This window comes from Enterobacter cloacae complex sp. IR5401 (assembly GCF_049238425.1).
GTDB lineage: Bacteria > Pseudomonadota > Gammaproteobacteria > Enterobacterales > Enterobacteriaceae > Enterobacter > Enterobacter hormaechei_C.
The window spans coordinates 114,071-126,287 of record NZ_JBMKHN010000014.1 but is presented as its reverse complement, the minus strand read 5'-3'; the positions used below and the strand labels follow the sequence as shown (position 1 = coordinate 126,287).

21 protein-coding genes are annotated in these 12,217 nt (G+C 54.2%); 18 read left to right on the top strand and 3 right to left on the bottom strand.

Annotated features, from left to right (window positions below; translation table 11 throughout):
* Positions 1-402 precede the first annotated feature (402 nt).
* From ACOTX1_RS18920 to ACOTX1_RS18835, 18 genes are all read left to right on the top strand, one after another.
* Positions 403-609, top strand: coding sequence for a hypothetical protein (locus ACOTX1_RS18920; protein WP_128310937.1), 207 nt, complete (start codon positions 403-405; stop codon positions 607-609).
* Positions 606-764 (top strand): hypothetical protein, encoded by a 159-nt coding sequence (locus tag ACOTX1_RS18915; protein ID WP_171963603.1) that lies wholly within the window; start codon positions 606-608, stop codon positions 762-764. Before ACOTX1_RS18920 ends, ACOTX1_RS18915 begins: the two co-directional genes overlap by 4 nt.
* Positions 761-970, top strand: a complete 210-nt coding sequence (locus ACOTX1_RS18910) for a hypothetical protein (protein WP_001514158.1) — start codon at positions 761-763, stop codon at positions 968-970. Before ACOTX1_RS18915 ends, ACOTX1_RS18910 begins: the two co-directional genes overlap by 4 nt.
* Before the next feature lie 69 nt (positions 971-1,039).
* Positions 1,040-2,119, top strand: a complete 1,080-nt coding sequence (locus tag ACOTX1_RS18905) for a hypothetical protein (protein ID WP_263522472.1) — start codon at positions 1,040-1,042, stop codon at positions 2,117-2,119.
* Positions 2,120-2,126: 7 nt separating this feature from the next.
* The gene (gene gamL, locus ACOTX1_RS18900; RefSeq protein ID WP_263522473.1) at positions 2,127-2,411 is read left to right on the top strand and encodes a host nuclease inhibitor GamL; all 285 of its coding nucleotides are present in this window, start codon (positions 2,127-2,129) and stop codon (positions 2,409-2,411) included.
* A gap of 18 nt (positions 2,412-2,429) precedes the next feature.
* Positions 2,430-3,176 carry a phage recombination protein Bet gene (gene bet, locus ACOTX1_RS18895; RefSeq protein ID WP_060614596.1) on the top strand — a complete coding sequence of 249 codons (747 nt, stop codon included), beginning with the start codon at positions 2,430-2,432 and terminating at the stop codon, positions 3,174-3,176.
* Entirely contained in the window at positions 3,173-3,790 is a 618-nt protein-coding gene (locus ACOTX1_RS18890) for a lambda exonuclease family protein (RefSeq protein ID WP_263522474.1), read from the top strand. Before bet ends, ACOTX1_RS18890 begins: the two co-directional genes overlap by 4 nt.
* Positions 3,787-4,215 (top strand): regulator, encoded by a 429-nt coding sequence (locus ACOTX1_RS18885; protein ID WP_263522475.1) that lies wholly within the window; start codon positions 3,787-3,789, stop codon positions 4,213-4,215. The genes ACOTX1_RS18890 and ACOTX1_RS18885 overlap by 4 nt, the downstream gene beginning before the upstream one ends.
* Positions 4,212-4,364 (top strand): DUF1317 family protein, encoded by a 153-nt coding sequence (locus ACOTX1_RS18880; RefSeq protein ID WP_047357022.1) that lies wholly within the window; start codon positions 4,212-4,214, stop codon positions 4,362-4,364. The genes ACOTX1_RS18885 and ACOTX1_RS18880 overlap by 4 nt, the downstream gene beginning before the upstream one ends.
* A complete protein-coding gene (locus ACOTX1_RS18875; RefSeq protein ID WP_263522478.1) occupies positions 4,361-5,002 on the top strand; it encodes an MT-A70 family methyltransferase in 642 nt (213 codons plus the stop codon). The genes ACOTX1_RS18880 and ACOTX1_RS18875 overlap by 4 nt, the downstream gene beginning before the upstream one ends.
* Entirely contained in the window at positions 4,986-5,588 is a 603-nt protein-coding gene (locus tag ACOTX1_RS18870) for an HNH endonuclease (RefSeq protein WP_263522480.1), read from the top strand. The genes ACOTX1_RS18875 and ACOTX1_RS18870 overlap by 17 nt, the downstream gene beginning before the upstream one ends.
* Positions 5,589-5,706: 118 nt before the next feature.
* Complete coding sequence (locus ACOTX1_RS18865; protein ID WP_263522482.1) at positions 5,707-6,216, top strand: HNH endonuclease; 510 nt, start codon at positions 5,707-5,709, stop codon at positions 6,214-6,216.
* A 2-nt stretch (positions 6,217-6,218) separates the two neighbouring features.
* Complete coding sequence (locus ACOTX1_RS18860; protein WP_126502145.1) at positions 6,219-6,437, top strand: TraR/DksA family transcriptional regulator; 219 nt, start codon at positions 6,219-6,221, stop codon at positions 6,435-6,437.
* On the top strand, positions 6,434-7,171 hold the full coding sequence (locus ACOTX1_RS18855) for a hypothetical protein (protein WP_263522486.1): 738 nt from the start codon (positions 6,434-6,436) through the stop codon (positions 7,169-7,171). Before ACOTX1_RS18860 ends, ACOTX1_RS18855 begins: the two co-directional genes overlap by 4 nt.
* Complete coding sequence (locus tag ACOTX1_RS18850; RefSeq protein WP_059596181.1) at positions 7,149-7,388, top strand: DUF4222 domain-containing protein; 240 nt, start codon at positions 7,149-7,151, stop codon at positions 7,386-7,388. The genes ACOTX1_RS18855 and ACOTX1_RS18850 overlap by 23 nt, the downstream gene beginning before the upstream one ends.
* Complete coding sequence (locus ACOTX1_RS18845) at positions 7,385-7,627, top strand: hypothetical protein (protein ID WP_059452713.1); 243 nt, start codon at positions 7,385-7,387, stop codon at positions 7,625-7,627. The genes ACOTX1_RS18850 and ACOTX1_RS18845 overlap by 4 nt, the downstream gene beginning before the upstream one ends.
* Before the next feature lie 108 nt (positions 7,628-7,735).
* On the top strand, positions 7,736-7,984 hold the full coding sequence (xisR, locus tag ACOTX1_RS18840) for an excisionase family protein (protein ID WP_049133014.1): 249 nt from the start codon (positions 7,736-7,738) through the stop codon (positions 7,982-7,984).
* 31 nt (positions 7,985-8,015) lie between these two features.
* Positions 8,016-9,302 carry a tyrosine-type recombinase/integrase gene (locus ACOTX1_RS18835; RefSeq protein WP_049133016.1) on the top strand — a complete coding sequence of 429 codons (1,287 nt, stop codon included), beginning with the start codon at positions 8,016-8,018 and terminating at the stop codon, positions 9,300-9,302.
* A 204-nt stretch (positions 9,303-9,506) separates the two neighbouring features.
* Here the strand turns inward: ACOTX1_RS18835 and ACOTX1_RS18830 are convergent, their stop codons facing one another.
* The 3 genes from ACOTX1_RS18830 to ACOTX1_RS18820 form a co-directional block, all read right to left on the bottom strand.
* The gene (locus tag ACOTX1_RS18830; protein WP_023314072.1) at positions 9,507-10,526 is read right to left on the bottom strand and encodes a Zn-dependent oxidoreductase; all 1,020 of its coding nucleotides are present in this window, start codon (positions 10,524-10,526) and stop codon (positions 9,507-9,509) included.
* 14 nt (positions 10,527-10,540) lie between these two features.
* Positions 10,541-11,755, bottom strand: coding sequence for a D-mannonate dehydratase ManD (gene manD, locus ACOTX1_RS18825; RefSeq protein ID WP_023314071.1), 1,215 nt, complete (start codon positions 11,753-11,755; stop codon positions 10,541-10,543).
* Positions 11,756-11,866: 111 nt separating this feature from the next.
* Entirely contained in the window at positions 11,867-12,193 is a 327-nt protein-coding gene (locus ACOTX1_RS18820; protein WP_003857412.1) for a YnfA family protein, read from the bottom strand.
* Between the last annotated feature and the right edge of the window lie 24 nt (positions 12,194-12,217).

Here is a 12,217-nt window from a genome sequence, read left to right as displayed (position 1 = left end):
CGTTTAAACTCTGCGCTGAAATTTCTTTTTTTCATTATGACACCTGTGTTGTTCTGAGGTGAGCATATCACCTCTGTTCAGGTGGCCAAATTCAGTAAACCACTTCAAAAGCAGAGCTGATGACTATGAAAGCGATGCGACTTGCCTGGCTAAGGCCATAAGAGAGGCTTTTGAATCTGCCAGCTTTGAAGATGCAAAGGTGATCCTCCAGCGAGCGATGCACGACCATAAAGACTATTTCTGAAGACCCGCTACGGCGGGTTTTTTCATACCTCAGTCGCTTCACCGAGGCGGCTTAGTTATAACAACCGGCGGCCATCCACCGCCCATTGAAACACTGAATAAATGCGTTGAAGTCTTGTATTAACCGTTCCGTTCGCCGCGATAAGGCCAAGAGGATTTATGAGCAATAAAGAATACGAACAGGCGTTTCCAACCCGAGATGATAATTACGACTCCAAATACTCTGGCCCGGGCATGACGCTGCGTGACTACTTCGCAGCTAAGGCTATGCAGGCAATGATAGCAGCGCATGAACCGCAGGGTGCTATTCCTGGCTTGGCCTACGAAATGGCCGACGAGATGCTCCGCGCCCGGGAGGCATCATGACAATCACCCATAACGGCAAGCAGTACACCGCCAAAAAGCTCAACGAAAACGAGTGGCAGCTGACGTCGGTATCAAGCCCGCGTGAAAAGATGACACTGAACCGCTGGCAGATGCACGTTGCTGGCTTACTGGCTCAGGTGGAGGGGAAAAAATGATGCACCACTACGGCACTACCCCGCTCATTCGTCAGTGCGTCACGCCCGGCATGATGGCAATGCATGAAGGCCGAACCTATCGCGTGTCAGCAGTCATTCAGGAGCGCAAATGGGTGTACCTGCACACCGATGCAGAAATCATCCGCCTCAGTGACTGCGTGATTGACGTTCTTCTGGACGGTCACGGCAACCCCATCCAGCACTAACCACCCTATTCAACCGATCGGCCTGGCTTCTGCGGGCGGGATCTGCACATCCAAATTTCAGGAGAAACCATGAGCGAAGTAACGGACTTAATCGTCATTGAGAAACAGAACGCAATGGCGGTATTCACCACCAAAGAGCAGCTCGACCCGATTATTGAGGCGATCGAGAAAGAAGCTCGCAGCCTGGTACCGGATGTGTCGACCCGTAAAGGCCGCGACGCTATCGCATCCATGGCGCGCAAGGTTGCCCGTTCCAAAACCTACATCGACAACGCCGGCAAGGATTTGGTAGCTGAGCTTAAAGCCCTGCCGAAGCAGATCGACGAAAGCCGCCGCATTGTGCGTGAACGGCTGGACGCGCTGAAGGATGAAGTACGCAAACCGCTCACTGACTGGGAAAACGCCGAGTCGGCAAGAAAGGAAGCGCTGCAGCAGCGGCTTGCTGATTTGCGATCTTTGGCTGATGTGATTGATGGCGTGGGTAGCTACCTGCCGTCAGTTGAAATTCAGCAGCGCATTGAGTCAGCAAAAGCTGTTGCACTTGATGACAGCTGGCAGGAATTAGCAGCTGAAGCTGGAGTGGCTAAAGACACCACCATCCAACAGCTTGAAGCTGCCCTGATCGTCGCAAAGCAGCGTGAGCATGAAGCAGCAGAGCTTGAGCGCCTTCGTAAAGAAGCGGAAGAAAAAGCTCGCCTGGAACGTGAGGAAAATATTCGCCGGGAAGCGGCAGAACAGGCTCGTCGTGATGCAGAGCAAAATGCGAAGGCTGAACTCGAAGCCGCAGCACGACGAGAAGCTGAGGAGAAAGCGCGTGCTGAAGCTGCGGAGCGCCAGCGCATCGAAGCGGAACAGCGTGCGGCACGTGAGAAGCAGGAAGCAGAAGCCCGGGCGGAACGCGAAAAAGCAGCGGCAGTGGAAGCTGAGCGCCTCAAGGCAAAACAGGCAGAAGAGAAACGCCTGGCCGAAGAGAAGCGCATCGCCGACGAACAGGCAAAGCGCGAAGCTGATGTAAAGCATCGCAAGACGGTCGGCACCAACATCGTTAACGCACTCACCAGCCACACCAGTTTAACCCGCGAGCAGGCTATCGAAGTTCTTACCGCACTGAAGGATGACCTGATCCCATGCGCGAAAATTCATTACTGAGGCAACCATGAACGCATACCTCACTTACGACCGCATCGAAGATCGGTGCTGGGTTGAGCAGCAGCTCACCGACGAGAAAGAGAAATGGATCGACGACCGGGCGCAGAAAATCATCGACATGATGCCAAAAGAGCCGTCCGGCCTCTTCCACTTCTCGGTCCCGATTGACTCCAGCCCATACGAAGGACTTCGCAGCGATAAAGCTGGCGAGGCCTACAACGATTTCATTTCGGCAGTTGCTTACGCCCAGGCGGAATACGACTGGGAACACCGTACCGGCTGCCCGTTTTAATTTTTGAGGGATTTAACAATGAGTACTGCACTTTCCACCATGGCCGGGAAACTGGCCGCACGCCTCGGCATGGATGCCGGTACAGACCTGATGAATACGCTGAAGAATACAGCGTTCAAAGGTGGCAACGTCACGGACGAGCAGTTTACAGCCCTGTTGATCGTCGCCAACCAGTACGGCCTGAACCCATGGACAAAAGAGATTTATGCCTTCCCAGATAAAGGCGGGATTGTCCCGGTTGTCGGCGTTGATGGATGGGCTCGCATTATCAACGAACATCCTCAGTTTGACGGCATGGAGTTCTCTTACGACAAGGAGGAAGGCGCGTGTACCTGCAAGATTTACCGCAAAGACCGTAAGCACCCGACCATCGTCACCGAGTACATGGGAGAGTGTAAACGCAATACTCAACCCTGGCAGTCCCACCCTACCCGCATGCTTCGCCATAAGACACTTATCCAATGCGCGCGCCTGGCCTTTGGTTTCGCTGGCATCTTCGACCAGGACGAGGCAGAGCGAGTGATTGAAGGAACAACGGCAGAGGTTCATGCGGGCCATGAATCAGATAGCCGTCGCCCGGATCTGATCGCAAAAGGTGAGTCCGCCGCGCGCCTTGGAACCGTTAAGTATCAGGAGTTCTGGGTGGCGCTGAGCGCTGAAGAGAAGCAGGTGATCGGCGCAGTTGAGAAACGACGTATGTATGACATGAGTCTTGCTGTCGACAACGCCGAACCTGTCAATGTCGCAGAGATGGAGGCTGAATGATGGAGCAACGCACCCCTGAATGGTTTGCTGCGCGCTGCGGCAAGGTCACAGCGAGTCGCCTGGCTGATGTCATGGCCCGGACTAAGTCGGGCTACTCCACCAGCCGCCAGAACTACATGGCCGAGCTGATTTGCCAACGGCTGACCGGGAAGCTGGAGGAAGGGTTTTCGAATGCCGCGATGATGCGCGGCACTGAACTTGAGCCAGTGGCGCGCGAAATGTACGCCCTGAATGAGTTCGATGCGGCAATCACTGAAGTTGGACTCATCGATCACCCAACCATACCCGGATTCGCAGCCAGCCCGGACGGACTTGTCACCGACGACGGGCTTATCGAAATCAAGTGCCCCAACACCTGGACCCATCTTGAAACGCTGAAAACTGGCGAGCCAAAGCGCCAGTACATGCTGCAAATGCATGCGCAGATGATGTGCACCGGGCGGAAATGGTGTGATTTCGTTAGTTTCGATGATCGCCTGCCTCCTGACCTCGCCTATTTCAAGAAGCGAATTCATTTCGATGAAGAGCTGGCGCGCGAAATCGAGTCTGAGGTTAAGAGCTTCCTTGCAGATCTGGAATCGGAAATTCTGAAAATCACAGAGCGTGCAGCATGAAACGCACACCCTTCTATCGTCGGCCCGGGCGAACCGGGCAATTCTCTGGCCTCCGTGAGCGCGTTATCTGGATGATTCAGACGCGCGGCCGCCCGGTCACCGGTAGCGAAATAGCCGAGAAGTTCGGCGTAACGCTCATCGAGTTTAACCGGGTTGCCAACGGCATTACCCGCGGCTCCGGACAGATAGCTCAGATCGTTGAGTCGGAAAAATGGATCAACGAGGACGGCATCTGCGACCGCACTTTCGACCTGGTCACGAAGCCAAAGGTCGTAACACCACAGGGCAAATCACGCCTGTTCACCCGGCGCGCCATTGAGCAGTCGCAGGAAGGTAGACGACAGGAGTGCATTCAACGTGCCGCCCGCCGTAGCCGCCTGATTGCTCAGGGCCTCTACATCGACGAAATGGAGTCCATCCTATGACTCACGCTCACGACGACATCATGGTTGGCACACTGTGCCTTCCCTTTATTGGTAACGGCTGGCTAATGCCATGGGGTGAAGTGGTCAGTAATCCTTTAAAGGCGCAGCGGCTCGCTGAGGAATATCGGGAAAGGCAGGAGGCGGCATGACAGCGAAATACTCACTTCTGTATGTCGATCCACCATGGTCTTACGGCAATACCATCAGCAACGGGGCCGCCACCGACCACTACTCCACCATGAAGTTAATCGACATCAAGCGCCTGCCAGTGTGGGAACTTGCCGCCGATAACGCGGTGCTGGCGATGTGGTACACCGGCACACATAACCAGGAGGCTATCGAACTTGCCGAGGCCTGGGGCTTTACCGTTCGCACGATGAAAGGCTTTACCTGGGTGAAATTGAATCAGAACGCGGAACTGCGCATCAACAAGGCGCTGGCCGAGGGTGAAATCACCGACTTTTACGACTTCCTCGATCTGCTTAACGCCGAGACGCGCATGAACGGCGGCAACCACACCCGGGCCAATACCGAAGATCTGCTGATTGCCACCCGCGGCACCGGACTGGAGCGAAAGCACGCCGGGATTAAGCAGGTGGTCTACAGCCCGCTGGGCGCGCACAGCGAAAAGCCATGGGAAGTGCGCCACCGACTTGAACTGCTTTACGGAGATGTGCCGCGCATTGAGCTGTTTAGCCGCAGCGCGGCGCCGGGCTGGGATGCTTGGGGGAATGAAGTTGATGGCGATGTGAAGCTTGTTCCGGGGAGATATGAAAATGCCGAGTAGAAATTGCCCTGAATTAACTGCCGAAATGGTTAGAGAGCTTCTGGGATATGACCCCACAACAGGGCTGCTGACCTGGAAGACTTGTCGCAAAAAAGTCCAGAAAGGTAGTGTTGCTGGCTCGGTTTGTGGGAACGGTAGAAAGCTTTACGTCAAAGTTAGGATTGGCCGCCTCTATCGCGCGCATCGTCTCATTTGGCTGATGGTGACAGGTGAATGGCCAAAGTATCACATCGATCATGTTGATAATGACGGCACGAATAACCGATGGTCCAATTTGCGTATGGCTACGCTAAATCAGAACCAACATAACAGAGAGTTAAGCAGAGCGAATTTAACGGGATATAAAGGCGTCTCTCGGGCTAATAACTTATCAAAACCATACCGTGCAAATATCACAATAGGCCGTGAGCGCCGCCACCTAGGCTACTACCGTTCGGCGGAAGAGGCCGCTCGCGCTTACGACGAGTCTGCTCGCGAGCTGTTCGGCGCATATGCGCGACTTAACTTTCCACATGAAAACGAGTTAGCCGCCAGAAAATTGCTTCCCGGCTGCGCCATTGATGTTGTGAAAACGGAGGCCGCATGACACCAGAAACAGACAACGCCAGTATCAAGGCGCTAATCGCCAGGTCGCTATCGCGGCCTTTTTTATTGCTGGCGTTCACCTTCAACCGAATTAACCGACAGTTCCTGGAGCATTGACCATGATTACTCAGGCAAGACTTAAGGAGTGCTTAGATTATGACCCGCTTACTGGATCGTTTACTTGGATAAAATCCACCGCTTATTGCATAAAGCCGGGAATGCCAGCTGACAGCCTGACCTGCAATGGTTACATCGGGATTAAGCTCGACGGGAAGAATTACTTGGCGCACAGATTGGCCTGGCTTTACATGTTTGGCGAATTCCCTCCAAGTCATCTTGACCATATCAACTGCGTTCGTACCGACAATCGTATCGCAAATCTACGCCCAGCGACTCACACCCAAAACATGCATAACCAAAAGCTGCGCAAGACCAACAAAAGCGGTCACAAAGGTGTCAGTTGGTGCAATAAAACTAAGAAATGGCACTCCCAGTGCATGTTTGACAGAAAGAAATATCACTTGGGTAAATTTGAAAATATTGAAGATGCAATTCAAGCCGTAGAGTCATTTAGAAATGCACGACATGGCGTATTCGCTAATCACGGCCAAACCGCGAGTAAGGAGTGACCATGGACATCATCGACACAGCAGCAGAGATTGAAGAGCTTCAGCGTAACGCGGCCCTTTCAGCTCACCGGATCAACCGCAACGCCGTATCAGCTGAGCATTGCGCGGAATGCGGCGAGGATATCCCGGCACCGCGGCGCGCTGCCGTTCCCGGCTGCCAAACGTGTGCGGAGTGCCAGGGCGTGATCGAATTAAGAAACAAGCAGAGGGGGATCCAGTGAAAGAGCGCGGAATGATTTTCAACGGAGAGATGGTGCGCGCCATCCTCGGCGGTCGGAAGACGCAGACACGCAGGATCATGAAGGTACAGCCTGTCCTCAATGGTAGTTTTTATGAGGTATACGGTGCTGGATGGGTCAGGAGCATGAAATCTGTTCCTGCAATTCCAGGACACAGTCTTGCCAGTAATTGTCCATTCGGTCTGGTTGGCGATCGCATCTGGGTACGGGAAACGTGGGGCGTAGTGAGTCATGAACTGGATGAAGACGGTCGCATTCAGCCATGGAGTCCTGATCGTCCTGCCACAGCCATTAACGAAATGCCGTTTGGTAATGGTTTCTACTCTGGTCACGCTATCTACGCAGCAGACGGGGATTTTACCTGGGGTGATGACGATGGCTATGAAGATGGCCGTTCGTGCTGGAAACCATCTATCCACATGCCTCGCGCAGCCTGTCGCATTCTGCTGGAGATTACCGGTGTGCGGATTGAGCGCTTGAATGGCATCAGTGAAGCGGATGCAGAAGCGGAAGGCATCGACATGGATGCACTTGCTGACTCACAGGACTGTTACGACTGCATTGCAGACCACAATATGACTGGAAGACCAACGGCAACAGGCGCATTTAAGTACCTGTGGGAATCAATCTACGGCGAGGAGAGTTGGAAGGCCAACCCATGGGTCTGGGTAATCGAATTTAAGGTGGTGCCCCATGTTCAGGATAATACAGCCTAATACCTGGTACGCCGACATGTTCGGTGAACCCTGCAAAATCCTCCGCGCTACCCACGAAGTCATCCACTACATCCGCAACGGCCGCACCTGCATTGCCAGCATGGGACGCTTTAATCAGGATTTCGAGCCGCTGACCAAAGCACAGGCCGAGCGGATCGCCGAAGAAATCGAAACAGCAGAACACCTGAAGAAGCTGCGCGCCCAGCGTGCGGCATGAGGAGAACTATGAGCACCATTCATGACATCCGAAACCAGCTATCAACCCTAGTCACCGAGGCGCACAAGGTTGCATGCGCCCTCGATATAGGTGACGAGCGAACCGAGGCCTTTGAGCTATACGAAGCGCTTCGTCGACTTCAGCGGCAGGGCGCCGCCGGAGAGATTCTCTCAGCAACCAACCCACTTCTCGCCTCGCCATATTACGACGAGGACTGGGACGAAGATGAAGACGATTGACGCAACTGATAGCCAGTTATGAGCTGGCTATTGGGTGCGAAAGCACCGCCTCACATCCCTTGATGTTATTGCCGCCTACGGGCGGCTTCTTTTTGCCTGGAGAAAACCATGAGCGACATTATTCATCTGGTACCAAACAAATGGGTTTCTGAGGAGTTGCTGATCGCGCTGACCGGCCTGACAAAGAACGCGATTAAGTCAGCCCGCACCCTGTCATGGATGGAGGGGCGCGAGTACAAGCACTACTCCGGCGACTGCCAGCCGAAGGATAACTCCCCTATCCTCTATAACCGCCACGAGGTCGATAACTGGGTAGAGCGTCAGCGCCCGGCGATCCCCCGCCAGAAATCTGCTTAAATAGCCATACCTTTAACAGAGAGGAAAAGGCATGTCTAAATATCCAACCGGGGTTGAGAACCACGGCGGCACATTGCGGCTGTGGTTTACCTATAAAGGGGTCAGGGTCAGGGAAGGCCTTGGTGTTCCGGACACACCGAAAAACAGGAAGGTTGCTGGCGAGCTTCGCACATCAATATGCTATGCGATCAAGACCGGCACCTTCATCTATTCGTCTCAGTTTCCTAACTCTAAAAACCTACAACGCTTTGGAGAATCAAGGCAGGAGGTGACGATCGGAGAGCTTGCTGGAAGGTGGCTCGCTTTGAAAGAAATGGAGGTGGCTGAATCATCGCTAAATACTTATGCTCGCGTGATTGCTAATGTCATGGCTATCATTGGCCATGGCGCCCTTCTTTCTTCAATAACAAAAGAGAGCATGCTGGAAGTTAGAAAGGAATTGCTGACCGGTTATCAGGTCATGAAGAAGGGACATAAAACGGCAAAGAGGGGTCGATCCTCTGTCACGGTGAACAACTATATGACCGTGCTGTTTGGCATATTCCAGTTTGCAGTTGAAAACGGGTATATCTCAAGGTCACCGATGACGGGAATTGCACCACTGCGAGAGTCACGCCCGGATCCTGACCCTATCACCAGAGAAGAATTCCCACGCCTGATAGACGCCTGCCATCATCAGCAGAGTAAAAATCTTTGGGCTATCGCCGTTTACACCGGATTGCGGCCGGGTGAACTATGCGGGCTTGCCTGGGAGGATGTGGACTTAAAGGCGGGGACTCTCACAGTAAGAAGGAGCCTGACTCAGAAAGGGATATTCACTCTGCCGAAAACCAATGCTGGCACTAACCGGGTTGTGCACCTGATCGAGCCTGCACTCGAGGCGTTCAAAAGCCAGTATGAAATGACCCGCCTCTCTCAGGAGCATAACGTAGCCGTTAAGCTGAGGGAGTACGGAAAGAAAGAATTCAGTAAGTGCACGTTCGTCTTCCTGCCGTCGCTGACAGCCAGGGCCGGGAATTACGGCAAGCACTTCTCCATCAATTCCATAGGGAATTCGTGGGATGCAGCGATGAAAAGAGCCGGGCTTCGCCACCGGAAATCTTATCAGTCGAGACACACCTATGCATGCTGGTCACTTTCGGCAGGAGCAAACCCGAACTTCATTGCTAACCAGATGGGCCATGCCGATGCTCAAATGGTTTTTCAGGTTTACGGAAAGTGGATGGAGGAAAACAACCTGGACCAGATAGCATTGTTGAGCTCAAAATTAAGCGACTTTGCCCCAACGATGCCCCACAGCAACAGGCCTGCTGCATAATATCTTTGTATATCCTATACATACCAATCGTAGCGCTGAAAATCCATAAATTCCAGGGCGGTGCCCAGCCAGCCAGATACGGCGGCTTTCACCAAATCTGACGTACTTCTTTGAGGTTGTGCTTGAGTCATAATGGCTATCTCTGAAAGGTAAGATGCGTACCACTTAGAGCCTGTCTTCGCAGGCTCTTTACCGCGTGAATTATTATTGGTCGAACGTGAGCAAGACTTTGCAGCACTGCCGCTGGTCTTTTTCAAACAGTTCGATGGCGTCTGTAACGTGGTGATAGTCAAATGTATGGGTGACCAGTTTTTCAGGGTCGATCAGCCCTTTTTCCAGCCAGTCAATGACCACCGGGAATTTGTTGGCATTCAGGCGCGAAGAGAAGATCGACAGCTCTTTGCCGGTGATCCCCTGCTGCACGATCTGGCTCGGGTCGCTGGAAAATCCCATCAGCACGATGCGCGCCGCCGGAGACGCCAGCGTAATCGCTTCCTGCAAAATGGACGGATGACAGGCAGCATCGATGATTAATGTCGGCTTGATGCCTTTTTCATCCAGCGCAGTCTGTAACGACTGCTCGCCGTTGTTGAAGACCCAGTCTGCGCCGCTGCGTTGCGCCATCTCCAGCCGCTCATCAATGCGATCTACCACGATGACCTGCTTCACCTTGTAAACGCCCTTCAGCGCCTGCACGGTGACCAGCCCCATCGGGCCTGCGCCGTAGATCAGCGCCACGTCCTGTTCGGTGGGTTTCGCCTGCCCCGTCACGTTGGCGGCAATGGTGAATGGCTCAACCATCACCGCGTGTTTGTCAGGGATCGCATCCGGAATGTGCCAGGCATTTTTCGCCGGCACGACGGCGTATTCGCTGAAACCACCGTCGCGATGGACGCCCAGCACCACCAGCGAGGTGCAAACGTTCGGTTTACCAACGGAACAGGGGTAGCAGTGCCCGCAGCTGATCACCGGATCCACCGAAACGCGCTGACCCAGTCGGGTGCCCTCCACGCCTTCGCCAACCGCGTCTATTTCGCCAAAGAATTCGTGACCGATTACCCGCGGATATTTTGCAAACGGGTTATGCCCGCGATAGATATGGCTGTCTGAACCGCAGATACCGGCGAGTTTAATTTTGACGCGGACGTCGCCTGCCCCCGGCAACGGGAGAGGACGCTCCGCAATCTCCAGCGCATTCGGCTCTTGGATCACTACGCTTTTCATCATTCGCTCCTCGTTTACCAGTTCCAGAGAGTGCCGTCTTCCAGACGGGCCACCGGCAGATAAGCCGGATCGTACGGGTATTTCGCTGCCAGCTTCTCATCAAACTCAATGCCCAGCCCTGGCTTGTCGCCCGGGTGCATATAGCCGTTATCGAAGCGCCAGCTGTGCGGGAACACTTCCAGCATCTGCTCTGAATAACCCATATACTCCTGCACACCAAAGTTCGGTACCCACAGGTCAAAATGCAGCGCCGCGGCGTGGCAAATCGGCGACAGATCCGACGGGCCGTGTGAGCCGGTACGCACCTGGTAGAGTGAGGCAAAGTCCGCAATGCGACGCATCCCGGTGATGCCGCCCGCATGGGTTATGGTGGCGCGGATATAGTCAATGAGCTGCTCTTCAATCAGCTGCTTGCAGTCCCAGATGCTGTTGAACACTTCCCCCACCGCAATTGGCGTGACGGTGTGCTGGCGGATCAGGCGGAAACACTCCTGGTTTTCAGCGGGAGTCGGATCTTCCATCCAGAACAGGCGGTAATCTTCAATACTTTTGCCGAACCGCGCCGCTTCGATGGGCGTCAGACGGTGGTGCATGTCGTGAAGGAGATGTTCACTGAAACCGAACTGGCTGCGCACTGCGTCGAACAGTTTGGGCGTGAAGTCGAGGTATTTCTCGGTGGACCACAACTGCTCTTCCGGCCAGGCGCCCTTGGTCGCAGGTTCATACGCCAGCCCTTTGCCTTTGGCCATGCCGTAGGTGGTTTTCATTCCCGGCACGCCGCACTGCACGCGAATTGCCTTGAAGCCCATCTCTTTATGACGGGCATAATCTTCCAGCACGTCGTCAATGGTGTGCCCGGTGGTGTGACAATAAACCATCACCCCTTCCCGGGAAGCCCCGCCCAGAAGCTGATAGAGCGGCATGTTCGCGGCTTTCGCCTTAATGTCCCATAGCGCCATATCCACGGCAGAAATCGCTGACATGGTGACCGGACCACGACGCCAGTAAGCGCCTTTATAGAAGAACTGCCAGATATCTTCGATGCGGTGCGCATCGCGGCCAATCAGCTGAGGGCACAGGTGATCTTTCAGGTAAGAGGCAACGGAAAGTTCGCGTCCGTTCAGCGTGGCATCACCCAGGCCGACAATGCCCTCATCGGTCGTAATTTTAAGGGTGACAAAGTTACGCCCCGGGCAGGTGACAAATACTTCAGCCCCGACAATCTTCATAATCCATTTCCTTACATCGCTCGTTGTGATGCAGGAAATTTACGCAACCACACTACTACCATACAAGTATAATGATCGTAAAATCAGCGGGCGATCACACTATAAGGACGCTTATGCGCGTCCCCAACCGGCCACGATGATCAACATGCCGCACAGGGCAATCAGCGCGCCTGCCCAGTCATACAGGCTTAGCCGGACGCCATCGACAACGCGCAGCCACAGCAGCGCGGTACAGACGTACACTCCGCCGTAGGCCGCATATACCCTCCCGCTGGCGGCCGGATGCAGGGTGAGCAGCCAGACAAAAAGGGCCAGGGACACACCCGCCGGGATCAGCAGCAGCGCGGAAGCGCCCCGCTTTAGCCAGAGCCACGGCAAAAAGCATCCGATGATTTCGCACAGCGCGGTCGCGAAAAAAAGCAGCGTCGTTTTGAACATTTTTCTCGTTTCGTGAGGATTGAT